The sequence below is a fragment of the Curtobacterium sp. MCLR17_007 genome, from assembly GCF_003234655.2.
Taxonomy (GTDB): Bacteria; Actinomycetota; Actinomycetes; order Actinomycetales; family Microbacteriaceae; genus Curtobacterium.
In genome coordinates this window covers 2,842,578-2,867,477 of sequence record NZ_CP126271.1, presented here as the reverse complement: position 1 = coordinate 2,867,477, position 24,900 = coordinate 2,842,578, and the positions used below count along the sequence as shown (strand labels likewise).

21 protein-coding genes are annotated in these 24,900 nt (G+C 70.4%); 13 read left to right on the top strand and 8 right to left on the bottom strand.

Annotation, left to right across the window (positions count from 1 at the left end; translation table 11 throughout):
- The first annotated feature begins 66 nt into the window (after window positions 1-66).
- The 4 genes from DEJ13_RS13565 (at window position 67) to DEJ13_RS13550 (ending at window position 5,292) form a co-directional block, all read left to right on the top strand.
- The gene (locus DEJ13_RS13565) at window positions 67-1,002 is read left to right on the top strand and encodes a carbohydrate ABC transporter permease (RefSeq protein WP_111105760.1); all 936 of its coding nucleotides are present in this window, start codon (window positions 67-69) and stop codon (window positions 1,000-1,002) included.
- A complete protein-coding gene (locus DEJ13_RS13560) occupies window positions 999-1,976 on the top strand; it encodes a carbohydrate ABC transporter permease (protein ID WP_220037537.1) in 978 nt (325 codons plus the stop codon). The genes DEJ13_RS13565 and DEJ13_RS13560 overlap by 4 nt, the downstream gene beginning before the upstream one ends.
- A 79-nt stretch (window positions 1,977-2,055) precedes the next feature.
- Window positions 2,056-3,390 (top strand): ABC transporter substrate-binding protein, encoded by a 1,335-nt coding sequence (locus tag DEJ13_RS13555; protein ID WP_111105759.1) that lies wholly within the window; start codon window positions 2,056-2,058, stop codon window positions 3,388-3,390.
- A 72-nt stretch (window positions 3,391-3,462) separates the two neighbouring features.
- Complete coding sequence (locus tag DEJ13_RS13550; protein ID WP_111105758.1) at window positions 3,463-5,292, top strand: glycoside hydrolase family 35 protein; 1,830 nt, start codon at window positions 3,463-3,465, stop codon at window positions 5,290-5,292.
- Here DEJ13_RS13550 and DEJ13_RS13545 read toward each other — a convergent pair.
- Complete coding sequence (locus DEJ13_RS13545) at window positions 5,289-5,585, bottom strand: biopolymer transporter Tol (protein ID WP_111105757.1); 297 nt, start codon at window positions 5,583-5,585, stop codon at window positions 5,289-5,291. The two genes, DEJ13_RS13550 and DEJ13_RS13545, sit on opposite strands and share 4 nt — an antisense overlap.
- 102 nt (window positions 5,586-5,687) lie before the next feature.
- Complete coding sequence (locus DEJ13_RS13540; RefSeq protein WP_111105756.1) at window positions 5,688-5,864, bottom strand: CsbD family protein; 177 nt, start codon at window positions 5,862-5,864, stop codon at window positions 5,688-5,690.
- Between the two features lie 175 nt (window positions 5,865-6,039).
- On the opposite strand from DEJ13_RS13540, the gene DEJ13_RS13535 reads away from it, so the two are divergent.
- The 3 genes from DEJ13_RS13535 to DEJ13_RS13525 are packed head-to-tail and all read left to right on the top strand — an operon-like array spanning window position 6,040 to window position 9,085.
- Entirely contained in the window at window positions 6,040-7,344 is a 1,305-nt protein-coding gene (locus DEJ13_RS13535; protein ID WP_111105755.1) for an ABC transporter substrate-binding protein, read from the top strand.
- A complete protein-coding gene (locus DEJ13_RS13530; protein WP_056119481.1) occupies window positions 7,341-8,255 on the top strand; it encodes a carbohydrate ABC transporter permease in 915 nt (304 codons plus the stop codon). Before DEJ13_RS13535 ends, DEJ13_RS13530 begins: the two co-directional genes overlap by 4 nt.
- On the top strand, window positions 8,252-9,085 hold the full coding sequence (locus tag DEJ13_RS13525) for a carbohydrate ABC transporter permease (RefSeq protein WP_111105754.1): 834 nt from the start codon (window positions 8,252-8,254) through the stop codon (window positions 9,083-9,085). The genes DEJ13_RS13530 and DEJ13_RS13525 overlap by 4 nt, the downstream gene beginning before the upstream one ends.
- Before the next feature lie 10 nt (window positions 9,086-9,095).
- Here DEJ13_RS13525 and DEJ13_RS13520 read toward each other — a convergent pair whose 3' ends face one another.
- A complete protein-coding gene (locus DEJ13_RS13520; protein WP_111105753.1) occupies window positions 9,096-10,196 on the bottom strand; it encodes an SDR family oxidoreductase in 1,101 nt (366 codons plus the stop codon).
- Between the two features lie 53 nt (window positions 10,197-10,249).
- Complete coding sequence (locus DEJ13_RS13515; RefSeq protein ID WP_056119472.1) at window positions 10,250-10,648, bottom strand: DUF3253 domain-containing protein; 399 nt, start codon at window positions 10,646-10,648, stop codon at window positions 10,250-10,252.
- A gap of 124 nt (window positions 10,649-10,772) precedes the next feature.
- On the opposite strand from DEJ13_RS13515, the gene DEJ13_RS13510 reads away from it, so the two are divergent.
- The gene (locus DEJ13_RS13510; RefSeq protein WP_111105884.1) at window positions 10,773-12,053 is read left to right on the top strand and encodes an alpha-amylase family glycosyl hydrolase; all 1,281 of its coding nucleotides are present in this window, start codon (window positions 10,773-10,775) and stop codon (window positions 12,051-12,053) included.
- A gap of 96 nt (window positions 12,054-12,149) precedes the next feature.
- On the opposite strand, the gene mmsB is transcribed toward DEJ13_RS13510, so the two are convergent.
- The 3 genes from mmsB to chvE all read right to left on the bottom strand — a co-directional run bounded on the left by mmsB (window position 12,150) and on the right by chvE (window position 16,103).
- Window positions 12,150-13,331, bottom strand: a complete 1,182-nt coding sequence (gene mmsB / locus DEJ13_RS13505) for a multiple monosaccharide ABC transporter permease (protein ID WP_056119467.1) — start codon at window positions 13,329-13,331, stop codon at window positions 12,150-12,152.
- Entirely contained in the window at window positions 13,318-14,868 is a 1,551-nt protein-coding gene (mmsA, locus tag DEJ13_RS13500; RefSeq protein WP_056119465.1) for a multiple monosaccharide ABC transporter ATP-binding protein, read from the bottom strand. The genes mmsB and mmsA overlap by 14 nt, the downstream gene beginning before the upstream one ends.
- Before the next feature lie 101 nt (window positions 14,869-14,969).
- The gene (gene chvE, locus DEJ13_RS13495) at window positions 14,970-16,103 is read right to left on the bottom strand and encodes a multiple monosaccharide ABC transporter substrate-binding protein (RefSeq protein WP_056119462.1); all 1,134 of its coding nucleotides are present in this window, start codon (window positions 16,101-16,103) and stop codon (window positions 14,970-14,972) included.
- Window positions 16,104-16,293: 190 nt separating this feature from the next.
- On the opposite strand from chvE, the gene DEJ13_RS13490 reads away from it, so the two are divergent.
- Entirely contained in the window at window positions 16,294-17,331 is a 1,038-nt protein-coding gene (locus DEJ13_RS13490) for a LacI family DNA-binding transcriptional regulator (RefSeq protein ID WP_181436920.1), read from the top strand.
- A 203-nt stretch (window positions 17,332-17,534) separates the two neighbouring features.
- On the opposite strand, the gene DEJ13_RS13485 is transcribed toward DEJ13_RS13490, so the two are convergent.
- Window positions 17,535-19,517 carry a glycoside hydrolase family 127 protein gene (locus DEJ13_RS13485; RefSeq protein WP_111105751.1) on the bottom strand — a complete coding sequence of 661 codons (1,983 nt, stop codon included), beginning with the start codon at window positions 19,515-19,517 and terminating at the stop codon, window positions 17,535-17,537.
- 197 nt (window positions 19,518-19,714) lie between these two features.
- Between DEJ13_RS13485 and DEJ13_RS13480 the strand changes: the two genes are divergently transcribed.
- From DEJ13_RS13480 to araA, 4 genes are all read left to right on the top strand, one after another.
- A complete protein-coding gene (locus DEJ13_RS13480; protein WP_111105750.1) occupies window positions 19,715-20,725 on the top strand; it encodes a LacI family DNA-binding transcriptional regulator in 1,011 nt (336 codons plus the stop codon).
- A gap of 238 nt (window positions 20,726-20,963) precedes the next feature.
- Window positions 20,964-22,652 (top strand): xylulokinase, encoded by a 1,689-nt coding sequence (locus tag DEJ13_RS13475; protein WP_111105749.1) that lies wholly within the window; start codon window positions 20,964-20,966, stop codon window positions 22,650-22,652.
- Window positions 22,652-23,383: an L-ribulose-5-phosphate 4-epimerase gene (locus DEJ13_RS13470; RefSeq protein ID WP_181436918.1), complete on the top strand. Its 732-nt coding sequence runs from the start codon at window positions 22,652-22,654 to the stop codon at window positions 23,381-23,383. Before DEJ13_RS13475 ends, DEJ13_RS13470 begins: the two co-directional genes overlap by 1 nt.
- On the top strand, window positions 23,380-24,900 hold the full coding sequence (gene araA / locus DEJ13_RS13465) for an L-arabinose isomerase (RefSeq protein WP_111105748.1): 1,521 nt from the start codon (window positions 23,380-23,382) through the stop codon (window positions 24,898-24,900). The genes DEJ13_RS13470 and araA overlap by 4 nt, the downstream gene beginning before the upstream one ends.

The following is a 24,900-nucleotide window of genomic DNA, read 5'->3' as shown; positions in this document are numbered from 1 at the left end:
ATCGTCGGCTCGTTCGATGTTGACGTCAACATCGGCAACACAGAACGCTGCAGACGAAGGAGTCCCATGAGCACGCTCGCAGCGCGCACGGCACCGGCGGCCTCGCCGGAATCGCCTCCGCGACGGCGGCCGAAGCCCCGCGGCCGGTACACCGGCTGGCTGTTCGTCGGGCCGTTCGTCGCCGTCCTGGTCCTCATGCTCATCGTCCCGATCGGGTACGCGCTCTGGCTCAGCCTGTTCCGCGACCAGCTCGTCGGCGGCAACCAGTTCGTCTGGGTCGCCAACTACGTGCAGCTGTTCCAGGACTCGCAGTTCTGGACGGGGTTCGGCCGGGTCGCGGTCTTCCTCGTCGTCCAGGTGCCGATCATGCTCGGCCTGGCGCTCGTCGCCGCGCTGGCGCTCGACAGTGCCCGCCTGTGGGGAACGGGCTTCTTCCGCATCGCGGTGTTCCTGCCCTACGCGGTCCCGGGCGTCGTCGCGGCCCTCATCTGGGGCTTCATCTACGGCAACCAGTTCGGCCTGACCGGGGCGGCGAACGACGCGATGGGCATCGACCTGCTGCAGCCGTTCAGCCCCACGTGGGTGCTCACCTCGATCGGCAACGTCGTCACGTGGGAGTTCCTCGGCTACAACATGCTGATCTTCTACGCGGCGCTCCGCACCGTCCCCGGCGAGCTGTACGAGGCAGCCGAGCTCGACGGCGCCGGCCCGATGCGCACGGTGTTCTCGATCAAGCTCCCCGCGCTCCGCGGCCCGATGGTCATCGCCACGATCTTCTCGATCATCGGCAGCTTCCAGCTCTTCAACGAGCCGAACCTGCTGAAGACCCTCGCCCCGAACGTCATCGGCAGCTCGTTCACGCCGAACATGTACGCCTACTCGCTGTCCTTCAGCGGCCAGCAGTTCAACTACTCCGCCACCGTCGCGATCGTCATGGGCGTGATCACCGCCGTGATCGCCTACGTCGTGCAGGTCCGCGGCACCCGTCAGGAGAACCGATGAGCACCCTGCAGCACCCCGCCACCGGTCCTGCCGCTCCGGCCACCGTCACCGAGGCGACCACGACGCTCCGCGACGGCCGTGGCGGAGCGGGACGAGCCTCCAGGAAGACGAAGCCGCCCGTCGACGGCCGGAAGCCGAAGCGCTCCGGGCTGCTGACCGCCGTGATGATCGTGTTCGTCGTCTACTCGTTCGCGCCGCTGTTCTACCTGCTGGTCAACAGCACGAAGACGCAGTCGTCGCTGCTGAGCACCTTCGGGCTCTGGTTCGGCGGGGACTTCAACCTCTGGCAGAACATCGTCGAGACGGTGACGTACAACGACGGCATCTTCCTGCAGTGGTTCGGCAACACGCTGCTGTACGTCGTCGTCGGTGCCGGTGGGGCGACCCTGCTCGCCACGGTCGCGGGCTACGGCATGGCGAAGTTCTCGTTCCCCGGTCGCCGCGCGGTGTTCGCGGTCGTCCTCGGCGCGATCGCGGTGCCCGGCACGGCGCTCGCCGTCCCGACCTTCCTGCTGTTCTCGCAGGTCGGCCTGACGAACACCCCGTGGGCAATCATCCTGCCCTCGCTGATCAGCCCGTTCGGCATGTACCTGATCTGGACCTATGCGGTCGACGCGATCCCCGCCGAACTGCTCGAAGCCGCCCGCATGGACGGCGCGGGGGAGTTCCGGATCTTCTTCACGATCGCGCTCCGGCTGCTCGCGCCCGGCGTGGTCACCGTGCTGCTGTTCGCGGTCGTGGCCACGTGGAACAACTACTTCCTGCCGCTCATCATGCTGAGCGACCCGAAGTGGTACCCGCTCACCGTCGGCCTGAACCAGTGGAACGCGCAGGCCACCGGCTCCGGCGCGCAGCCCATCTACAACCTCGTCGTCACCGGGTCGCTCCTCACGATCATCCCGATCGTGGTCGCGTTCCTCTTCCTGCAGCGCTTCTGGCAGTCCGGCCTGGCCGCCGGGTCAGTCAAGGCCTGAGACCCGGACCGGAGGCTCGCGTCTCCCGTCCGCACCACAGCAGCACCACCCCCCAACACGAAGAAGTGAAAGGCACCCCATGAACACCAGGCTCCGGCGCGGACTCAGCGCCCTCGCCATCGGCGTCACCGCCGCCATCGCCCTGGCGGCCTGCGCCTCCGGCGGCTCCTCCTCCGGCGGTTCGTCGTCGGACATCGACTCGGCGCTGTCGAAGGGCGGGACGCTGACCTACTGGTCGTGGACCCCGTCCGCGAAGGCCCAGGTCGCCGCGTTCGAGAAGCAGTACCCCAAGGTGAAGGTCAAGATCGTCAACGCCGGCACCGGTGCCGACCAGTACACCAAGCTGCAGAACACGATCAAGGCCGGCTCGGGCGCCCCCGACGTCGCCCAGGTCGAGTACTACGCCATCCCGCAGTTCTCGCTGTCCGAGTCGCTCCTCGACCTGTCCAGCTACGGCTTCGGCGACCTGAAGAGCAAGTTCGCGGCCAGCACGTGGAGCTCCGTCACCGACGGCGACAAGGTCTACGGTCTGCCCCAGGACTCCGGCCCCATGGCGCTGTTCTACAACAAGAAGGTCTTCGACGAGCACGACATCGCCGTGCCCACGACCTGGGACGAGTACGTCACCGCGGCCGAGAAGCTGCACCAGGCCGACCCGAACGCCTACATCGCGGCCGACTCCGGGGACGCCGGCTTCACCACGAGCATGATCGCCCAGGCCGGCGGCACGCCCTTCACCACGGACGGCGACAAGGTCTCGATCAACCTCGCCGACTCCGGTGTGCAGAAGTGGACGAAGACCTGGAACCAGCTCGTCGAGAAGGGCCTGCTGTCCAAGACCGTCGGCTGGACCGACGACTGGTACAAGCAGCTCGGCAACGGCGAGATCGCGACCCTGATCACCGGCGCCTGGATGCCCGGCAACCTCGAGGCGAGCGTCGCTGACGCGTCGGGCAACTGGCGTGTGGCCCCGATGCCGACCTACGACGGTTCGAAGGCCGCCACCGCGAACAACGGCGGCAGCGCCGAGGTCGTCATGAAGCAGTCGAAGAACCCGGCCCTGGCCGCTGGCTTCCTCAAGTGGCTGAACTCGTCGAAGGAGTCCACGAAGGTCTTCATGGAGTCGGGCGGCTTCCCGTCGACCACCGCTGACCTGGAGTCGTCGTCGTTCCTCAACGAGGAGCCGTCGTACTTCGGTGGACAGAAGATCAACGAGGTCCTGGTCGACGCGTCCAAGGCGTCGGACAACGACTTCACCTACCTGCCGTACCAGGTGTACGCGAACAGCGTCTACGCGGACACCGTCGGTCAGTCGTACGAGAAGGGGACGTCCCTCGAGTCCGGGCTGCAGGCCTGGCAGGATGCGCTCGTGAAGTACGGCAAGCAGCAGGGCTTCACGGTCTCGACCAAGTAGTCCCGCCACCGCACACCCCGGAGGGGCCGCACGGGCAACCGTGCGGCCCCTCCGCTGACAGAAAGGCGCACGATGCGCTTCGCCATCGGCGACACCGACTTCCTGCTCGACGGCGAACCGCACCGGGTCCTGTCCGGCGCGATCCACTACTTCCGCGTGCACCCGGACCTGTGGCAGGACCGCATCCGCAAGGCCCGGCTGATGGGCCTGAACACCGTCGAGACCTACGTCGCGTGGAACGCGCACGAGGCCACGCCGGGCGACTTCGACTTCACGGGCGGCCTCGACCTCGGGCGGTTCCTCGACCTGGTCGCCGCCGAGGGCATGCACGCCGTCGTCCGCCCGGGCCCGTACATCTGCGCCGAGTGGACCAACGGCGGTCTGCCGTACTGGCTGTTCACCGACGGCACCGTCGGCATCCGGCGCGACGAGCCGCAGTTCCTGGCCGCCGTGTCCCGGTACCTCGACGCCCTCGCGCCCGTCCTCGTCCCACGCCAGATCGACGCTGGCGGACCCGTCGTGCTCGTGCAGGTCGAGAACGAGTACGGCGCCTACGGTTCCGACCCGGTGTACCTGACCAAGCTCGAGCAGATGCACCGTGCGATCGGGCTCACCGTCCCCTTCACCAGCGTCGACCAGCCGATGGGCACCATGCTCGAGGACGGGTCGCTGCCCTCGCTGCACAAGACCGGGTCCTTCGGATCGCGCTCCACGGAGCGGCTGGAGCGGCTGCGGCAGGCCCAGCCGACCGGGCCGCTGATGTGCTCGGAGTTCTGGGACGGCTGGTTCGACAGCTGGGGCGAGCACCACCACACCACCCCGGCCGCGGCGTCGGCGTCCGACCTGGACGACCTGCTCGCCGCCGGCGGCTCGGTCAACGTCTACATGTTCCACGGCGGCACGAACTTCGGCTTCACGAACGGCGCGAACGACAAGGGCGTGTACCGGCCGATCGCGACGTCGTACGACTACGACGCCCCGCTCGACGAGGCCGGCCGACCGACCGCGAAGTTCCACGCGTTCCGCACGGTGATCGAGCGCTACGCGCCCGTGCCCGAGCTGCCCGCGTCGATGCTGCCCGGCGGGTCGGGTCGCCTCGCTCCGGTGGGCGCGACCGGCGTCGCCCTGGAGGACCGGCCCACCCCCGCCACGGACCTCGCCGTCCGACTCGACCGGTCCACGCCGCTCGCGTCGCTGCTCCCGCACCTCACGTCCTGGACCACGCACCAGGACGTCCCGACGTTCGACGAGCTCGGCGCCGCCTCGGGCTTCGTGCTCTACCGGACCGAGGTCGACCTGCCCACCGGTGGCGTCCTCACCGTCGGCACCGAAGTCCGTGACCGTGTCCTGGTCAGGGTCGACGGTCGCCCTGTGGGCGTGCTCGAACGGGAGCACCACGACCGGGCGCTGGCGCTGCCGCGGGGGACCGGCACGCTGGAGCTGCTGGTCGAGGACCAGGGACGGGTCGACTACGGCGTCCGCATCGGCGAACCGAAGGGCCTGATCGGTGGCGTGTCCGTCGACGGTGTGCCCCTCGAGCGGTGGACGGTGTCACCACTCGCGCTCGACCCCCTGCCCGAGGCGGCGCTCGACGTCCTGCGGGCACTCCCGAGCACGAACGGCTCCGTCCTCGCCGGGCCCGTCGTCGCGCTCGGGTCGTTCGACCTCGACGTCGTCGACGACCGGTACCTCGCGCTCGACGGCTTCCGGAAGGGTGTCGCCTGGGTCAACGGGTTCTGCCTCGGCCGGTACTGGTCACGCGGCCCGCAGACGACGCTCGCGGTACCGGGACCGGTCCTGCGCGCGGGCCGGAACGAGGTCGTCGTGTTCGAGCTGCACGCCTCGGCATCGCGCACGGTCACGCTCCGCACCGAGCCGGACCTGGGGCACACCGAGGCCTAGTCGAGGGCGTCGAGGTCCTGCAGCGCGCAATCGGCGTCCGCGACGCGGTCGGCCTCCGGGCGGTCCCACCACTCCGGTCCGCGTTCGCCCAGGCCGTGCTTCGCGATGCCGTTCCGGTGCCGCGCCGCCGCGAGGGCCTCGTCGTCACCGGACCGTTTCGCCTGCTTGACGGCGTTCCGACCGCGCCCCAGGTGCGACCGGAGCGCTGCGGCCGTCGCCTCGGGGATCGCCGGGTCGGTCCTGCGCCACCGACGGCCGTCGACGACGAAGAAGTGGTCGTCGGGCTCGCTCATCCCCCGAGTCTGCTCCGCCGGGGACGACCGGGTGACAGACAGACGTGCGGACGGCCCGGCATCGATGGATGCCGGGCCGTCCGTACGTTCAGGAGCCGGTGCTCACTTGCCGTCGAGGGCGTCCTTCGCCTTCTCGGTCTGCATGCGACCCTCGCCCATGACCTGGTCCTTCTGGCCCTGGTGCTTGAGCTCGGCGTCGTCCGTGTGCTTGCCGACGGTCTCCTCGACCTTGCCGACGATCTTCTGGGTGGCGTCCTTGGCCTTGTCTCCGAGCGACATGGTGATTCCTTCCGATGGGGCATCACCGGTGGACCCGGCGGTGTGACTCCGACTCTACGGACGCCCGTGTACCCCGTTCCCGGGCTCGGGCCAGGTGTGAGACGGCAACGTCGGCGGCGGAGCATGCTGGACCGACGGATGTCGTCCCAGCCCCGGACCGACCAACGGAGTACAAGTGCACATCACACGCCGCAACCTCCTCGTGGGGCTGGGTGCGCTGACGCTGCCCGCAGCCCTGGCGGGGTGCGGGTTCGTGCCGCAGGACACCGGCGCGCGGAACGACGCCGACACGCTGACCTTCACCACCTGGGGGACCGACGCCGAGCTCGCCGGGTTCCGCTCGGCGATCAAGGACTTCCAGCGCGCGTACCCCGGACGACGGGTCGAGCTGAACGCCGTGCCCTACGAGCAGATGTTCACGAACATCGACGCGCAGCTACAGGCCGGGAACGCCCCCGACGTCTTCCGGGTGCCCTACTACTCGTTCGGCGCCTACGCCGGACGCGGGCAGCTGCTCGACCTGTCGCGCTCGCTCAACGCGAGCGTGGGGGACCGGTTCACCGAGACAGCGTGGGCGGCGGTCCAGTCCGACGGTCGGCCCTTCGGCGTGCCGCACCACACGGACACGTCCGCGATCCTCGTCAACACCGACCTGATGCGGAAGGCGGGCATCACCGAGTTGCCGCGGACGGTCGACGAGGCCTGGACCTGGGACGAACTCGGCGACGTCGCCGGGAAGCTGCGGTCCGGGCTGCCCGACGACGTCCACCCGTTCGCCTACAACTGGCAGGGGAACGGCGTCACCAGGTGGCTCAGCCTGCTGTTCCAGGCGGACGGTGCATTCCTCGGCTCGGACCAGCGGACGCCGCGGATCGACAGCGCCGCCGGTCGCGATGCCGTCACGTTCGCCAAGCGGTTCTTCTCGGAGGGGTGGGTGCCCGCGAACGACTCGGTGAAGTCGGCGACCTACGCCAGCGACACCTGGTACCGGCAACGCGTGGCGATGGTGTGGTCCGGGGCGTTCCAGATCCCCGACGCCGCCTCGACGCTGGACTTCCCCTGGACCGCGACGTACGCGCCGCGGCGGGACCGGGGCGGCAGCGACTTCGGCGGCAACGCCCTGGTGGCGACCGCCCAGTCCCAGAAACCTGACCTCGCCGCGTCGTTCCTCGACTTCGTCACCCGCCGACCCCAGATGCAGGACTTCTGCGAGCGGGCCTCGTTGCTGCCCACTCGTCGGGACCTGCTGGACGGTGGGCTGCGCTTCGCGGTGCGGCCTGAACTGACGCCGGTGTTCGTCGACCAGGCGTCGGTCATCCGGCCGGCGGACGTCGCCCAGGTGGCCTCGCCGGACATGGCCGCGATCATCACCGTGCTGCAGAACGGCATCGAGGACGCGCTGGTCGGCGGTGTCGGTGCCGCCGAGACCGTGCAGCGCCTGCAGCGGGGCATCGCCGACGCCACGGGAGGGACGGCATGACCGCCACGACCGGGCGGAGGATCCGCCCCCGCCGTTCGCGCTCCGCCCGGCACGAGGAACGCGCCGCCTACGTGTTCATCGCGCCGAACATGGTGCTGCTCGCGGTCTTCGTGCTCGTCCCGCTCGTCGGCGCGTTCGTCATCAGCTTCCAGCGCACGAACGGCTTCGGCGCGGCCGAGTGGGTCGGGCTGGCGAACTACCAGCGCCTGCTCGGCGACGCGCTCTTCTGGCGGGCGCTGCTCAACACCGTGCTGTTCACCGTCCTGGTGACGCCGATCTCGATGGGGCTCGGGCTGCTCGCGGCGCTGCTGCTCAACTCGGTGCTCCCTGCTCGGGGACTCTTCCGCTCGATCCTGATCATGCCGATGGCGGTGTCCGGCGTCGCGACGGCCCTGATCGGCGTCCTGGTGTTCGACCAGAACTCCGGCGTGCTCGACGCGCTGCTGGGCGTGGTCGGCATCTCGCCCGTGCAGTGGCAGTCCGACCCGACAGCGGCGTTCGCGTCGGTCGTGCTCGTGACCATCTGGTGGCGCGTCGGGTTCAACATGCTCATCTACCTGGCGGGGCTGCAGGGCATCGGCCCGGAGCTGCCCGAGGCGGCGATGCTCGACGGCGCCGGGTGGAGCCGACGCCTGCGCTCCGTCACCGTCCCGTTGCTCGGCTCGTCGACGTTCTTCCTGACGGTCCTCAACGTCATCTACTCGTTCCAGGTGTTCGACATCGTGTTCGTGCTGACCGGAGGTGGCCCGCGCAACGCGACGTCCGTGCTCGTCACGTACGCCTACGACACCGGGTTCGTCACGCGTGACCAGGGCTACGCGGCGGCGATCGGCATGGTGCTGTTGCTGCTGGCGGTCGTCTTCGCGATCGCGCAGTGGCGCGGCAGCCGCAACCGGGACCTCGCAGGATGAGCGCCCGCACACGCCGGGCCCGCATCGGCCTCGCCGCCCGGACCGTCCTCGCGATCGTCGTCGCGGTGGTCGTGATCGCTCCGCTGTACTGGATGGTCGTCGTGGCCTTCTCGCCGCGTTCCGAGCTGCTCGGTGGGACCGTCCGGTTCTTCCCGCGCACGCTGACGCTCGACAACCTCGACCGGGTGTTCTCGTCCTTCCCGGTCGTGGAGTGGCTCGGCAACTCGACGGCCATCGCCCTGTCGGTCGCGATCCTGACGACCGCGATCAGCCTGCTCGCCGGGTACGCCTTCGCGCAGCTGCGGTTCCGGGGCTCGACCGTGCTGTTCTTCATCGCGCTGGCGACCCTCGCCGTCCCCGTGCAGGTGATCATCGTGTCGCTGTTCCGCATCGTGACGGGCATGCACCTGTACGGCACGTACTGGGCGGTGATCCTGCCGAGCGCGGCGTCGGCCTTCGGCGTGTTCCTCGCCCGGCAGTTCCTGCTCGGGATCCCGAAGGAGCTCATCGAGGCGGCACGCATCGACGGTGCCGGGCACGTTGCGGTGTTCTTCCGGATCGTGCTGCCGATGGCGCGGCCGCTCGTCGCGGTGCTCTTCTTCATGAGCCTGCTGCAGGCGTGGAACGACTTCGCCTGGCCGTTGATCGCGCTCCGCGAGAACCGCCTGTTCACGCTGCCCATCGGGCTGCTCTACCTGCAGGGACAGTTCAACTCGGACTACGGCGCCACGATGGCGTTCGCCCTGCTCGACGTCGTGCCGATCGTCGTCGTGTTCCTGCTGTTCCAGCGGTGGTTCGTGCAGGGGTTCGCGCGGAGCGGGATCCGCTAGGCCCCGGGCCTCAGGGGACCAGGCGGTCCGCTCGGTACCGGTCGAACAGGTCGGTGAAGGACCGCTCGGTGCGCCGGTACCCGGTGAACCCGGCCTCGCGGCTCTTGCTCATGTCGGTGACGACCTCCATGGCACGGCCGAGGTCGGCGTCGGTGTGCCACCAGGACGCGACCCGGTCGATGTCGGGCTCGACGAGTCCGTGGCGCTCGGCGATCTCGGGCCATGCGGACGCGTGCGGTGCCATCTGCTGCTCGAGCGGCCGGGGTGCGTCCTGGTAGCCGACGACCCGCGCCGGGTCGACACCGAGGTGCGCGGCCAGGCGCGGCCACATCCAGCGCCAGCGGAAGACGTCGCCGTTCACGATGTTGAACGGCTCGTCGGCGCCCTCGGGCGAGGTCGCGGCCCAGACCATGTGCTCGGCGAGCAGTCCGGCGTCGGTCATGTCGGTCAGGCCGTTCCACTGCGCCTCGCTGCCGGGGAACACGAAGTCCAGGTCACGCTCCTTGGCGATGGTCGCCTGGACCGCCAGGGTCAGGCCCATGTTCATCGCGTTGCCGACCGCGTGGCCGATGACCGTGTGCGAGCGGTGCACGGACCACGTGAAGCCCTGGCGCTCGGCGGCCGCCATGAGCTCGTCCTCCTGCGCGTAGTAGAAGTTCGGGGTGTCGAGGCGCGGCTCCTCCTCGTGGAAGGGCGTGTCCGGCATCTCGCCCGCGGCGTACGCCTCGAACGGGCCGAGGTAGTGCTTCAGCCCGGTCACGAGTGCGACGTGCTCGAGGGGTGCGTGGTCGAGCGCTGCGAGCAGGTCGCGGACCATCCCTCCGTTCACGGCGATGTTCTCGGCCTCGGTCGCCTGCCGCTGCCACGCGGTGAAGAAGACGTGGGTCGGGCGCTCGTCGGCCAGCGCGGTGCGGAGCGACTCCGGGTCGCGGAGGTCCGCGGCGACGCCACGGACGCCGTCGCGGGTGCCGGCGCGACGGGAGAGCGCGGCGACGTCCCAGCCGTCGCGGGTCAGGTGCTGCACCAGGGCGGAGCCGGTGATGCCGCTGGCACCGACGACCAGGGCGCTGCGGGGGACGGTGGACTGCGTGGTGGTTTCGTCAGGAGACATCGTTTGGAGCCAACACCTGTCGTCCTGCGGGTGTTCCCGCAGCGGGTGTCGCCTCAGCGCGGACGACGGATCCGGATCGGTCCCTTGGCCGTCGAGGGGTCGACGACGGTGCCGCCCTGCGTGATCTCGACCTCGCCGCGCGCGACCATCCGGCGCGCGGCACGACGGGCGGGTTCCATCAGGTCGCGCCAGTCGTCGTCGCCGACCGCGCGGGCAGCGTCCGACGGGCAGATGCTCGAGGTCACGGCCCGGGCGTCGAGGAGCTCGTCGATCGTGCGTTCCAGTGCGCGGTCGGTGTCGTCGAGCTTGTGTCGACGGCAGGCGTCCGAGCACCACTTCGCGTCGGGTGCGGCGTTCGTCGGCATCCGACGTCCGCACGACGCACAGGTCCGCTCGGCGTGCGCTGCATCGCTGCGCTCGGCGTCGGCCTCGGTGCGGATCGCTCGTCCCATGGCTCCATCCTCGTCCGGAAGCGCATCGCCGTACCCAGCGAGTGCGCCACCTGGCAGCATCGGAGCAGTGACCACCGACATCGTGCCCGACCGTCCCGCCGAACCGGACTGGGTGCGTCACGTCATGTGGTGGCACGTCTACCCGCTCGGCTTCGTCGGCGCCGAGATCCGACCGGAGGCACCCTGGGCGGACCGCGCGGTGGAGCACCGGCTCGACCGGATCACCCCCTGGCTCGACCACGTCGTGGACCTCGGCCTGAACGGCCTGCTGCTCGGCCCGGTGTTCGCGAGCTCGACCCACGGCTACGACACGGTCGACCACCTGCGGATCGACCCGCGCCTGGGTGACGACGACGACTTCGACGCCCTGGTCCGTGCCGCCCACGACCGCGGGGTCCGGGTGCTGCTCGACGGCGTGTTCAACCACGTCGGTCGGGAGCACCCGGCGTTCCGAGCGCTCGAGACGCAGGGGCCGGCGGCGGACTCCGCCCCGCTGTTCGGCATCGACTGGACCGGCTGGAACCCGGGCGACCCGGTACCGGTCGGACTGTTCGAGGGCCATGACATCCTCGTCGCCCTCGACCACACCGCCCAGGCCACCGAGGACCTCGTCGTCGAGGTCATGACCCACTGGCTCGCGCGCGGCGTCGACGGCTGGCGGCTCGACGCGGCGTACGCGGTCTCCCCGGCGTTCTGGGCACGGGTGCTGCCGCGCGTCCGGGAACAGTTCCCGGACGCGTGGTTCAGCGGCGAGGTGATCCACGGGGACGCCGCCGCGATCGTGTCCGCGTCGACGATGGACTCCACGACGCAGTACGAGCTGTGGCAGGGGACCTGGCACGGGATCGCCGACCGGAACTGCCACGAGCTGGCCCATGCGATCGGTCGACACGACGCCCTGCTGTCGACGTTCGTCCCCACGACCTTCGTCGGCAACCACGACGTCAGCCGGATCGCCAGCGCGGTGGGGGAGCGGTTCGCCGGGCACGCCGCAGCGGTGCTGTTCACGGTGGCCGGCACGCCGGTCGTCTACGCCGGCGACGAGTACGGCTGGACCGGCGTCAAGGAGGAGCGCGAGGGCGGCGACGACGCCGTCCGTCCGGCCTTCCCGGACGCACCGCCCGCCGCGACCGACCTGACCCACGCCCACGAGGCGCTCATCGCCCTGCGCCGTCGAGAACCGTGGCTGCACCGGGCGCACACCGACGTGACGCACGTGGAGAACACCGCGATCGTCCTGCGGACCGCGACCGCGGACGCGGCCGTCGTGACGGCCCTGAACCTGGGCGACGACCCCGTCGAGCTGCCCGTGGCCGACGCGACGCGGGTGGAGGCGGGCGGTGGTGACCTGCGGGACGGGACCGTGGTCCTCCCGGCTGCCGGTTGGGCCGTCCTGTCCCGCTGACGCGACCATGACGGCACCGCGGAACGGACACAGCACCCCGGAGATCCGAGGTGCTGTGTCCGTTCCGCGGTGCGGTGCGGTGCGCTGCGAACGTGCCTACTTGCGCGCGGACGCCGCCCGGCGCTTGTTGAACACGTCGAACGCGACGGCGGCGAGCAGCACCAGGCCCTTGATCAGGGACTGGAACTCGGTGCCGACACCGAGGATCGACATGCCGTTGTTCAGCAGACCGATGATGAGACCACCGATGATCGCGCCCGGCACCGTGCCGATGCCGCCGGTGACGGCCGCGCCGCCGATGAACACCGCGGCGATGGCGTCGAGCTCGAAGCCGTTGCCCGCGCCCGGTGCCGCCAGGTTGAGCTGCCCGGTGAACACCACGCCGGCCAGCGCCGCGATGACGCCCATGTTGACGAACAGCAGGAACGTGACCCGCTTCGTCTTCACGCCGGAGAGCTGCGCCGCCAGGGCGTTGCCGCCGATGGCGTACACGTGGCGACCGAAGACCGCGCTGCGCATGACCACCGAGTAGACGACCACGAGCAGGCCGAGGATGACCAGCACGATCGGGGTGCCGCTGTAGCTGGCGAGCAGCAGGGCGACGTAGATGACCAGCAGGGCACCGAAGGCGAGCTTGACGATGAACCAGACGAACGGCTCGCTCTCGAGCTGGTACTTCCGACGCGTGGCGCGTCCGCGGATCGACACGACCACCATGACCGCCGCGGCCGCGAAGCCGAGGATCATCGTGAGCGGCTCGTAGCCCGAGCTGCCGAAGGTGGGCAGGAAGCCGGAGCCGAGCGAGCGGAACCCGGTCGGGAACGGCGAGATCTGCTGGTTCTGCAGGACGATCTGCGCCGCACCGCGGAAGGCGAGCATGCCGGCCAGCGTCACGATGAACGCCGGGATCCCGAAGTAGGCGATCCAGAAGCCCTGCCAGGCGCCGACCAGGCCACCGAGCACCAGGCACAGCACCACGGCGATCGGCCACGGGATGCCCCACTGGGTGATCATGACGCCGGCCATGGCGCCCGTGAAGGCGACGATGGACCCGACGGACAGGTCGATGTGGCCGGCGATGATGACCATCACCATGCCGATCGCCAGGATCAGGATGTAGCTGTTCTGGACGATCAGGTTCGAGACGTTGATCGGGGCCAGCGTGATGCCGTTCGTGGTCACCTGGAAGAAGACGACGATGACGATCAGCGCGATGAACAGGCCGATCTGTCGGAGCTGCCCGGTGAGGTAGCTGGCGGCGGACTTAAGCGCGTTCATTGACTGGGGTCTCCCGTTCCTGGGTCATGTACTGCATGAGGACCTCGGGCGTCGCCTCGGAGCGCGGGACGTCGGCCGTGATGGTGCCCTCGGAGAGCGTGTAGATGCGGTCGCAGATGCCGAGCAGTTCCGGCAGCTCCGAGGAGATGACGATGATGCCCTTCCCCTGGTCCGCGAGCTGGTTGATGATCGTGTAGATCTCGTACTTCGCGCCGACGTCGATGCCGCGGGTCGGCTCGTCGAGGATGAGCACGTCGGGGTCGGCGTACATCCACTTCGACAGGACGACCTTCTGCTGGTTGCCGCCGGAGAGCTTGCCGGTGACCGCGTTGACCGACGGCGCCTTGATGTTCATGTTCTTCAGGAACTGCCGGGCGACGCTGGTCTCCTCGGAGCTGTTGACGAAGCCCCAGGTGGCGAGCTTGCCGAGTGCCGAACCCGAGACGTTCCGCTTGATGTCGTCGAGCAGGTTGAGGCCGTAGCGCTTGCGGTCCTCGGTGGCGTAGGCGATGCCGTTGTCGATCGCCTGCGACACCGTGTGCGTCTTGATCGGCGTGCCGCGCTTGTACACGGTGCCGGAGATGCCGGTGCCGTAGGAGTGGCCGAACACGCTCATCGCGAGCTCGGTCCGTCCGGCGCCCATCAGCCCGGCGATGCCGACGATCTCACCCGAGCGGACCGCGAGGTTCGCCTGGTGGATGATCTCGCGGGACCCGTCGAGCGGGTGGTGCACGGTCCAGTCCTCGATGCGCAGGAGCTCTTCGCCGATCGTCGGCTCGTGCTCCGGGTACCGGTTCGACAGGTCGCGACCGACCATCCCGCGGATGATGCGGTCCTCGGAGACGTCGTCGGCGTGCATGTCGAGGGTCTCGATGGTCTTGCCGTCACGGATGATCGTGACCTTGTCCGAGATCGCCTTGATCTCGTTGAGCTTGTGGCTGATGATGATCGCCGTCATGCCCTCGGCCTGCAGCGACCGGATCAGCTCGAGCAGGTGCTCGGAGTCGTCGTCGTTCAGTGCGGCGGTGGGCTCGTCGAGGATGAGGAGCTTCACCTCCTTGGACAGCGCCTTGGCGATCTCGACGAGCTGCTGCTTGCCGACACCGATGTCGACGATCTTGGTGACCGGGTTGTCCTTGAGACCGACGCGCTGCAGGAGCGCCGCGGCCTCGAGGTTGGTCTTGTTCCAGTCGATGAGCCCGCCGGTCGAGCGCTCGTTGCCGAGGAAGATGTTCTCGGCGATCGACAGGAACGGGCTCAGTGCGAGCTCCTGGTGGATGATGACGACGCCGGCTGCTTCGGAGTCGTTGATCGACCCGAACTTCACCGGCTCGCCGTCGAGCAGGATCTCGCCCTCGAACGAGCCGTGCGGGTAGACGCCCGACAGCACCTTCATCAGGGTCGACTTGCCCGCGCCGTTCTCGCCGCAGATCGCGTGGACCTGTCCGCGCTCGACCTCGATCGAGACGCCCTGCAGGGCCTTGACGCCGGGGAACGTCTTGGTGATGTCCCGCATCTCGAGGATGGTGTCCGCCATGTGGACGCCTTTCCGTCGTGCGCGCGTGCGCGCTGGTGGAGACGGACAGGAGGCGCGGTGCGGGCCGGCACCGCGCCTCCTGTCCGTCAGATGGGCAGGACCTACTTGAGGTCGGCCTCGGTGTAGTAGCCGCTGTCGACGAGGACTTCCTTGTAGTTGTCCTTCGTGACGACGGTCGGCTGGAACAGGTAGGTCGGGACGACCTTCACCTTGTTGTCGTAGCTCTTCGTGTCGTTGACCTCGGGCTTCTTGCCGGTGAGCAGGTCCTCGGCCATGGTGACCGACTGCTTGGCGAGCTTGCGCGTGTCCTTGTAGATGGTCGAGTACTGCTGACCGGCGATGATCGACTTGACCGAAGCGGCCTCGGCGTCCTGACCGGTGACGATCGGGAGCGGACGGTCACTGCTGCCGTAGCCGGCACCCTGCAGGGCCGAGATGATGCCGATCGACATGCCGTCGTACGGGGAGAGGACGCCGTTCAGCGTCTCGCCACCGGAGTAGGACTTGGCGATGAGGTTCTGCATGCGGGCCTTGGCGGTCGCCGGGTCCCACTGCTGCGTCGCGGCCTGCGAGAGCTGGTCCTGGCCGGACTGGATCTTCAGCGTGCCGTCCTCGATGTACGGCTTGAGGGTCTCCATGGCGCCGTTGAAGAAGAACCCGGCGTTGTTGTCGTCGAGCGAGCCGGCGAAGACCTCGATGTTGAAGGGGCCCTTCTTGCCGGTCTTCTTGCCGTCGGAGTCGACGACGCCCAGGCCGGTGAGCAGGCTGGTGGCCTGGTCGACGCCGACCTTCTCGTTGTCGAACGACACGTAGTAGTCGACGTTCTTGTTGCCCGTCAGCAGGCGGTCGTAGGAGATGACCTTGATGCCGGCCTTCGCCGCGGCGTCGAGCTGGTCGGAGAGCGCGCCACCGTCGATCGACGCGATGATCAGGACCTTCGCGCCCTTGGTGATCATGTTGCTGACCTGCTGGGCCTGCTGCTGGACCTTGTTGTCCCCGTACTCGAGGTCGACCTTGTAGCCGGCGTCCTCGAGGTCGCTCTTGACGGCGTTGCCGTCCTTGATCCAGCGCTCGGACACCTTGGTCGGCATGGCGACGCCGACCAGGGCGCCCTTGTTGTCGGTGGAGCCGCTGCCGCTGCCGGCGTCGGAACCACGGCCGCCGGCGGAGCAACCGGCGAGTGCGATGGCGATGCCGAGGGCGGCGACGCCCGCGACGATCCTGCGCTTCATCATCGAAGTACCTCTGTTCCTGTCACGTCGACATCGACGTGAGCTGTGTGACTTCGGCTGCTGTGCCGTTGTCGGAGATGTGATCGCTCGGAGTGAGCGCTCACATCTTGGGCGTTGTGTACCGCGGTGTCAACTCAGGACATGGGGATGTCCGCGCCGTTGCGGGAATCCGCGTGAGCGGTACGGTTGCCCGGTGACGACCACGGCGGCGAACAGCAAGGGGCGCAAAGCCCCGACGATCTTCGACGTCGCCGAGCGCGCCGGGGTCTCCCACCAGACCGTCTCCCGCGTGATCAACGGGGACCCGACGGTCCGCGACCACTTCCGCTCCCGCGTGACGACCGCCGTCACGGAGCTCGGGTACCGGCCGCGAGCGGCGGCCCGCGCGCTCGCCGGCGGCCGCAGCAGGGCCCTCGGACTGGTGACAGCGGGCGACGCGCTCTACGGACCGTCCAGCACCGCGATCGGGTTCGAACGCGCGGCTCGGCACGCCGGCTACCACGTGCTGCTCTCGACGTTGCCGGACGACCCCCGCGCGAACGACCTGTCGAACGCGCTGACCACGCTGCTCGCCCAGGACGTCGCCGCGGTCGTGCTCGTGGCCGCCGACAACCGCGTGCTCGACTCGCTCGCGTCGCTGACCGTGCCGGTCAGCGTGCCCGTGGTCGTGTCCAACGCGGTGCAGCGGGACGCACGTCGCGCCGAGCGGCTGCCCACCGTCGCCGCCGTCGCGATCGACCAGGCCGCCGGCACCCGGATGGCGATGCAGCACCTGTTCGACCGCGGGCACCGGCGGATCGTGCACATCACCGGTCCGGTGGTCTCGCAGGAGGCCGAGGTCCGACGCGCCACCTACCTGGACGTGATGGCCGCGGCCGGGGTCGAACCCCTGGTGCTCGACGGTGACTGGACACCGGGCAGCGGGTTCGCCGCGGCCCGGTCGCTCGACACCGCCGCAGTCGATGCGGTGTTCTGCGGGAACGACCAGATGGCGCTCGGGGTCCTGCACGCCTTCGCGGACGACGGGCTGCGCGTGCCGGACGACATCGCGGTGCTCGGCTTCGACGACATCCCCGAGGCGGCGCACTTCACCCCGCCCCTCACCACCGTGCGCCAGGACTTCAAGGCGATGGGGGAGCAGGTGCTCGCCACGGCCAGGTCTCTGGTCGAGGGCGAGCCGCTCGACGAGATCCTGCTGCAGCCCGAGCTGGTGGTGCGGCGCAGCGCCTGAGCGCTGCTGCGGCTGCGGCTGCTGCGCACCGTGCGCGGTTCGCGGTTCGTGCGTGCTGCGCACCGTGCGAGGTTCGCGGTTCGTGCGGGCTTGATCGCCTGGTGCGAGGCTGGTTCCCTGCACCGAGCGGTCAACCTCGCACGGCCCGGGGAGCGAGCACCGTGCGAGGGTCGCACCGTGTCCGGAACCTCGCACCGTGCGCGTCAGGCCAGCGGGAGCCAGACGCGCATGGGGACCGCACCGCGGTTGGCCCAGGCGTAGTACGGGATCGCGACGGCCGTGACGGGATGGAGGGCCGGCTCGGCCCCGTCGCCACCGGTCACGTCGTCGGCGCTGGTCGCGGTGCGGGCTGCAGCCGAGCCTCCCGGACCGGGCGCCGCGTCGAGACGGCGGTACGGCCACGATGCCTGCTCGTGCCCGGCCGGCGCATGGGCCGGCACCCGCAGGGTGACGACGCCGTCGAGCAGGTCGTCGCGCTGCTCCTCGGTGATCGGCGCATCCGCGTCGATCGTCAGGTCGTCGACGGTGAAGCCGTCCTGGTCGGGCTGCTCGACCGCGTAGACGAGCGGACCGCGCTCGATCGCGACCTGCCCGCGGGCGGCGTCGATCCGGGCGTCCGCGACGAAGCGGTGCGGGGTGGTGTCGAACACGAGCTCGACCGTGTCGCCGGCGTGCCAGTCGCGTTCGATGGTGTGCACGGTGCCGGGTTCCGGGTGCTGTTCGGAGCCGTCGAACGTGACCGTCGTGGTGTCGGACCAGGCCGGGACCCGCAGCCCGAGGGCGAGCGGGCCGTCCTGGGTCACCGTCACGCGGACCGTGCCGTCGTGCGGGTAGCCGGTCTCGACGCTGACGGCGCCGAGGTCGGCCGTCGCGTACTGGTGCACCTGCAGGCCGCCGTCGGTCGCGGTGGCCAGGTAGCCGTCCAGGCTCGCGAACGTGCGCATGATGTTCGGCGGGCAGCACGCGCAGTCGAACCAGCCGCGGCGCCCGTGCGCGGGGGAGCGGTTCTCGTCGGCGTGCGCGTGGTCGCGGTGCTGCAGCGGGTTCACGTAGAAGTACTCGGTGCCCGCCAGGCTCACACCCGGCAGGAACGCGTTGTACAGCAGGCGCTCGACCGCGTCGGCGTACTCGGGCCTGCCCGTGGCCAGCAGCAGCCGCCACGCCCACTGCACGCCCCCGATCGCCGCGCAGGTCTCGGCATAGCCGCGGTCGGTGGGGAGCTCGTACGGGTCGCCGAACGCCTCGAAGTCCCATCGCGCGCCGAGTCCGCCGGTGATGAACGCCTTGGTCGCCATCATGTCGGCGAACTGGCGCTCGCTCGCCGCCAGCAGTTCGGCGTCGCCGGTCTCGATCGCGACGTCGACCGCGCCCGCGGCCAGGTACACGGCGCGGACGGCGTGGCCCTCGACGGTCGTGGCCTGGCGGCTCGGGACCCGGTCCGAGAAGTAGGTCGGCTCGCCGCCGGCGCGCTCGATGATGCCGTGCCCGCGGGCGTCGACGAACCAGTGCGCCAGGTCGAGGTAGGCGCGCGTGCCGGTCTCGCGGTAGAGCTCGACGAGTCCCATCTCGACGACCGGGTGGCCGTCGACGTCGCGGACCTGGTCGGCGCCGTCGCCGAAGGTGCGCACGAGGTGGTCGGCGTTCCGGATCGCCACGTCGAGCAGCGCGGTGTCGCCCGTCGCCCGCGACTGTGCCACGGCGGCCTGCATCAGGTGCCCCGCGCAGTACATCTCGTGGCTCCACTTGAGGTCCGTGTACCGGGCGCCGTCGAAGCGGACCTGCTGCACGGAGTCGACGTAGCCGTCGTCGGCCTGTGCTGCTGCGACGAGCGCGGTGACCTCGCGCTGGAGCTCCCGCAGGTCGTCGGCCGGTTCGCGTCCGAGCTCCCAGGCGACGGCCTCGAGCCACTTGTACACGTCGGAGTCCATGAAGATCGGCCCGACGGCCTCGCCCTGCTCGGTCCCCGCCGCGATGCGCAGGTTCCGGAAGTTGCCGGCCGCCTCGAGCTGGCGGTACCCGTCGCGGACGGCGTCGCGCCCGTTCCGCTCCTGACGCAGGTGCCAGAAGCCACCGGTGATCCGGGCGGCGTCGGCGGGGAGCGGCCGGAGGGTCAGGTGCGCCTCGGCGGTCGGGAGGACCGGGGTCGCGGTGTGCGCGCGGCTGTCGGTGGCGAGCGTGGTCGTCATGGTGTCTCCTGCTGGCGTCGGACGCCACGGCCAGCTTCGAGCCGCGATGCCCTCGTCGAGTTCGCACTGCCGAGCGGCAATTGCGGAAAACGGTTTCTGCTGGATGACGCTACGACACCCCCGATCGGTCCGCAAGAGCCGATCCGGTGGTTCATCGTATGATCGTAGCCACGACGGACAGGCGGAAAGGAGTTGCCGTGACGCTCGAACGATCCGGCAGGCCCGGGTCCGCCCCGGTGCGCATCACCGACGTGGCGGCGCTCGCCGGCGTCTCGATCGGCACGGCGTCGAAGGCGTTGAACGGCACCGGGCAGCTGCGCGACGAGACCCGGGCTCGGGTGCGCGCGGCGGCGGCCAAGCTCGGGTTCGTCGGCGATGCCCGCGGACGGGCACTGTCGTCGGGCCGGTCGTACACCGTGGGCATGATCACGACGGACTCGTTCGGGCGGTTCTCGATCCCCGTGCTGCTCGGTGCCGAGGACGTGCTGTCGGCCGGGCAGATGGCCGTGCTGCTGTGCGACACCCGCGACGACCACGTGCGGGAGTCCCACTACCTGCGCTCCCTCGTCGCCCGGGGCGTCGACGGGATCATCGTCACGGGGCGGTCCGCCGACCCGCGGCCACCCATCGACGTGGACATCCCCGTCGTGTACGCGTTCACGCCGTCGACCGAGCCGGCCGACGTTTCCGTGACCCTCGACGACGAGCACGGGGCGGCGCTCGTCGCATCCCACCTGCTGACGCTCGGGCGCCGACGCGTCGCCATCGTGACCGGACCCGCGTGGGCCCGGTCGGCGACCCGACGGGTCGACGGTGCGACCCGTGCGCTCGGGTCCGCGCTCGTGGGGCCTGCGCTGTACGGGGAGTGGTCCGAGCGCTGGGGGCGCCAGGCGGTCGACGTGCTGGACCGCGGCGAGGGCGGCATCGACGCGATCGTGTGCGGGTCCGACCAGATCGCGCGCGGCGTGTGCGACCGGTTGCGCGAGCTCGGGCGTTCCGTGCCCGGCGACGTCGCGGTGGCCGGCTTCGACGACTGGGACGTGATGGCGCTGGCGAGTCGGCCGCCGCTGACGACCGTCGACCTGCGGCTCGAGGAGCTCGGTCGCGTCGCCGGCCAGGCCCTGCTCGACCTGATCGAGGGCTCCGCCGCCCGTTCGGCCACGGTGACCCCGACCCTGGTCCTGCGCGAGAGCACCCTCGGCGCCTGACGCGGTCGCTCCTCGAGGTTCCACAATTGCGGCATCTCGAGCCCGCGCACCGACGACTCGTGGAACCCCGGCGCACGCGAGCGGCGTGTCGTGCGACCTCGTCCAAGGCCGCCGGACGCCCCGAACCGTCCGCGTCGCCACGACGCGCGCGGCGCGTTGCGAGAGTGAGCGCTCACGTGCCAGGATGTGAGCGCTCATCCGACGGTGGGCACGGACGACGGAGTCTCGGGAGGACTGCATGGACGAGGACCGCCGACAGCAGGTCGCGGACGGCCGCACGACCCTCGGGATCGAACTCGGATCGACGCGCATCAAGGCCGTCCTCATCGACGAGGACCACCGCCCGATCGCCAGCGGCGACCACGAGTGGGAGAACGCCTACGTCGACGGGCGCTGGACCTACTCCCTCGAGTCCGTCGAGACCGGACTGCGGGCCGCCTACGCCGCACTCACCGCCGACGTCGAGTCGCAGTACGGCGTCCGACCCACCACCTTCCGCGCCGCCGGGGTCTCCGCGATGATGCACGGCTACCTGGCGTTCGACGCGTCCGGCGAGCTGCTCGTGCCCTTCCGCACATGGCGCAACACCTCGACCGGCCCGGCCGCCGAGGAACTCAGCGCACGCCTCGGCGCGAACATCCCGCTCCGGTGGTCCGTCGCGCACCTGTACCAGGCCGTCCTCGACGAGGAGCCCCACGTCGCCGAGGTCACCAGCGTGACCACGCTCGCCGGGTACGTGCACCGACGGCTCACCGGGCGGGACGTCCTGGGGGTCGGTGACGCCAGCGGCATGTTCCCGATCGACCCCGCCACGGGCGACTACGACGCGGCCATGACCGGGACCGCCGACGCCCTGATCGGGATGTCCGTGCGCGAGCTGTTCCCCGAGGTGCTCACCGCCGGCCAGGACGCCGGTGCGCTCACCCCCGACGGCGCCGCGTGGCTCGACCCGACCGGCACGCTCGAGCCCGGCGTGCCGCTGTGCCCGCCCGAGGGCGACGCCGGCACGGGCATGGTCGCGACGAACGCCGTCGCGCCCCGGACCGGCAACGTCAGCGTCGGCACGAGCATCTTCGCGATGGTCGTCCTCGAACGCCCGCTCACGACCCCGCACGAGGAACTCGACGTGGTCACGACACCCGCCGGCGACGCCGTGGCGATGGTGCACTGCAACAACGGCGCGAGCGAGGTCGCCGCCTGGGCTCGGGTGTTCGCACGGTTCGCGGAAGCGGCACGAGCACGCACCGGCGGCCCGGCGATCGACATCGACGACGTCTACGCGACGCTGCTCGCCGAGGCAGAGGAAGCCGACCCGGACGCCGGCGGCCTGCTGTCCTACAACTACCTGGCGGGGGAGCCCGTCACCGGCGTCGCCGACGGCCGCCCCGTGCTCGTCCGCAGCCCCGACGGCCGGTTCACGCTCGGCAACCTGGTGCGAGCAGAGGTGCAGGGGGCGTTCGCGACCCTGGCGATCGGCATGGACGTGCTGCACGGCGAGGACGTCGTCGTCGACCGGATGACCGCGCACGGCGGACTGTTCCGGACACCGGGCACGCCCCAGCGTCTGCTCGCCGCCGCGCTCGACGTGCCGGTCGCCCTCGAGGACACCGCCGGCGAGGGCGGGGCCTGGGGCATCGCGGTCCTCGCGGCCTACCTGGCGCACGCTGCCGACACCGACCTGACGCGCTACCTGGCCGACCGCGTCTTCGCGAGCGACAGCGTGCACGTGGCCGAACCGGACGGGCGCGACGTCGCCGGGTTCCGCGCGTACCTCGAGCGCTTCCGCGCGGGCCTGCCCCTGCAGGCGGCCGCGGTCGCCGCGACCACCGCGGCCCACGACACCCCCGCCCACGACGCCGCCACCGGTGGCCCGGAGACGACGGCCGGAGCCGAGCCGGGCCTCCAGACCGAGAAGGAGCCGACCTGATGACCGACGCGAGCCAGCAGGACGCGACCGACCCCGACACCGCCACCCGGGAGGCCGTGGCCGCCACCCGCGAACGCGTCGCCCGCCTGCACGGCGAGCTGGTGCGCTACGGCCTGGTCATCTGGACCGGTGGCAACGTCTCCGAGCGCGTCCCCGGCACCGACCTGTTCGTGATCAAGCCGAGCGGCGTGTCCAGCGACGACCTGACGCCCGAGAACCAGGTCGTCTGCACCCTGGACGGCGTCCCCGCCGACGGCTGGGGCAACGCCCACGGTCCGTCGTCCGACACCGCCGCGCACGCCTACGTGTACCGGAACATGCCCGAGGTCGGCGGTGTCGTGCACACCCACTCGACGTACGCGACCGCGTGGGCGGCCCGTGCCGAGGCGATCCCGTGCGTGATCACCGCGATGGCGGACGAGTTCGGCGGCCCGATCCCGGTCGGCCCGTTCGCGATCATCGGCGACGACTCGATCGGGCACGGCATCGTCGAGACGCTCAGCGGGCACCGCTCACGCGCCGTGCTCATGCAGAACCACGGCGTGTTCACGATCGGCAAGGACGCGAAGGACGCCGTGAAGGCCGCGGTGATGTGCGAGGACGTCGCGCGCACCGTGCACATCGCGAAGCAGGGCGGCGACCTCGTGCCGATCGCCCCCGACGACATCGATCGACTCTTCGATCGCTACCAGAACGTCTACGGACAGAACCCCGAAGGAGCCATGCGATGACGCAGGTGGACCCGCAAGCGACGCTCGACAGCTACGAGATCTGGTTCCTCACCGGGTCCCAGGGCCTGTACGGCGAGGAGACCCTGCGCCAGGTCGAGGAGCAGAGCCGCGCCGTGCACGCCGAGCTGGCGCCCCACGTGCCGGTGACGCTCGTCTGGAAGCCCGTGCTCAAGGACGCCGACGGCATCCGTCGCGCGCTCATCGAGGCCAGCGCCGACGACAAGGTCATCGGCGTGACCGCCTGGATGCACACCTTCAGCCCCGCCAAGATGTGGATCGGCGGCCTCAACGCGCTGACCAAGCCGCTGCTGCACCTGCACACGCAGGCGAACGTCGTGCTGCCGTGGGCGGACATCGACTTCGACTTCATGAACCTCAACCAGGCCGCGCACGGTGACCGCGAGTTCGGGTACGCCCTGGCCCGCATGGGTGTCCGCCACGCGACCGCGATCGGTCACGTCTCCGACGAGCGCGTGCAGCAGCGTGTCGCGAACTGGAGCCGTGCCGCCGCCGGGGCCGCCGCGATCCGGTCGCTCAAGCTGACGCGCTTCGGCGACAACATGCGCTACGTCGCCGTCACCGAGGGCGACAAGACCGAGGCCGAGATCGAGCTCGGCGTGCAGGTCAACACCTGGGCGGTGAACGAGCTGGCCGAGGCCGTTGCGGCCGCCACCGACGACCAGGTCGACGCGCTCGTGGCCACGTACGAACGCGACTACGACGTGGACCCGTCGTTGCGCCGCGACGGTGGCGACCGACACGGCGCGCTCCGCGACGGTGCCGCGATCGAGCTCGGGCTCCGTGCGCTCCTGGAGCAGAACGACTCCGCCGCCTTCACCACGAACTTCGAGGACCTCGGCGCGCTCAAGCAGCTGCCCGGCCTGGCCGTGCAGCGCCTGATGGCCGACGGCTACGGCTTCGGGGCCGAGGGCGACTGGAAGACCGCCGTGCTCGTCCGCGCGATGAACGTCGCCGGCGCGGGGCTCCCAGGCGGGGCGTCGCTCATGGAGGACTACACCTACGACCTCACGCCCGGTGCCGAGAAGATCCTCGGCGCCCACATGCTCGAGGTCTCGCCGACGCTCACCAGCGCCACGCCCACGCTCGAGATCCACCCGCTCGGCATCGGCGGCAAGGACGACCCGGTGCGCCTGGTCTTCACCGCGGACTCCGGCGAGGCCGTGGTGGTCGCGCTCTCCGACACCCGCGACGGGTTCCGCCTCACTGCGAACGTCGTCGACGTCGTCCCGCCGACCGAGGCGCTGCCGAAGCTCCCCGTCGGCCGTGCGGTCTGGGAGCCCCGGCCGTCGTTCCCCGTGGCTGCCGAGGCCTGGCTCACGGCCGGCGCCGCCCACCACACCGTCATGACGACGGCCGTCGGACTGCAGGTGGTCGAGGACCTCGCGACGATGCTCGGGACCGAGTTCCTGGTCATCGACGAGCACACGACCTCGCGGGGCTTCCGCGACGAGGTGCGCGGGCAGCAGACCTGGCACCGTCTCGACCGCGGGTTCTGA

Excerpts from the sequence above, each read along its gene's own strand:
- DEJ13_RS13565 (WP_111105760.1), top strand. The coding sequence starts at position 67 with ATGAGCACGCTCGCAGCGCGCACGGCACCGGCGGCCTCGCCGGAATCG.
- DEJ13_RS13560 (WP_220037537.1), top strand. The coding sequence starts at position 999 with ATGAGCACCCTGCAGCACCCCGCCACCGGTCCTGCCGCTCCGGCCACC.
- DEJ13_RS13555 (WP_111105759.1), top strand. The coding sequence starts at position 2,056 with ATGAACACCAGGCTCCGGCGCGGACTCAGCGCCCTCGCCATCGGCGTC.
- DEJ13_RS13550 (WP_111105758.1), top strand. The coding sequence starts at position 3,463 with ATGCGCTTCGCCATCGGCGACACCGACTTCCTGCTCGACGGCGAACCG.
- DEJ13_RS13545 (WP_111105757.1), bottom strand. The coding sequence starts at position 5,585 with ATGAGCGAGCCCGACGACCACTTCTTCGTCGTCGACGGCCGTCGGTGG.
- DEJ13_RS13540 (WP_111105756.1), bottom strand. The coding sequence starts at position 5,864 with ATGTCGCTCGGAGACAAGGCCAAGGACGCCACCCAGAAGATCGTCGGC.
- DEJ13_RS13530 (WP_056119481.1), top strand. The coding sequence starts at position 7,341 with ATGACCGCCACGACCGGGCGGAGGATCCGCCCCCGCCGTTCGCGCTCC.
- DEJ13_RS13525 (WP_111105754.1), top strand. The coding sequence starts at position 8,252 with ATGAGCGCCCGCACACGCCGGGCCCGCATCGGCCTCGCCGCCCGGACC.
- DEJ13_RS13520 (WP_111105753.1), bottom strand. The coding sequence starts at position 10,196 with ATGTCTCCTGACGAAACCACCACGCAGTCCACCGTCCCCCGCAGCGCC.
- DEJ13_RS13515 (WP_056119472.1), bottom strand. The coding sequence starts at position 10,648 with ATGGGACGAGCGATCCGCACCGAGGCCGACGCCGAGCGCAGCGATGCA.
- DEJ13_RS13510 (WP_111105884.1), top strand. The coding sequence starts at position 10,773 with ATGTGGTGGCACGTCTACCCGCTCGGCTTCGTCGGCGCCGAGATCCGA.
- mmsB (WP_056119467.1), bottom strand. The coding sequence starts at position 13,331 with ATGAACGCGCTTAAGTCCGCCGCCAGCTACCTCACCGGGCAGCTCCGA.
- mmsA (WP_056119465.1), bottom strand. The coding sequence starts at position 14,868 with ATGGCGGACACCATCCTCGAGATGCGGGACATCACCAAGACGTTCCCC.
- chvE (WP_056119462.1), bottom strand. The coding sequence starts at position 16,103 with ATGATGAAGCGCAGGATCGTCGCGGGCGTCGCCGCCCTCGGCATCGCC.
- DEJ13_RS13485 (WP_111105751.1), bottom strand. The coding sequence starts at position 19,517 with ATGACGACCACGCTCGCCACCGACAGCCGCGCGCACACCGCGACCCCG.
- DEJ13_RS13475 (WP_111105749.1), top strand. The coding sequence starts at position 20,964 with ATGGACGAGGACCGCCGACAGCAGGTCGCGGACGGCCGCACGACCCTC.
- DEJ13_RS13470 (WP_181436918.1), top strand. The coding sequence starts at position 22,652 with ATGACCGACGCGAGCCAGCAGGACGCGACCGACCCCGACACCGCCACC.
- araA (WP_111105748.1), top strand. The coding sequence starts at position 23,380 with ATGACGCAGGTGGACCCGCAAGCGACGCTCGACAGCTACGAGATCTGG.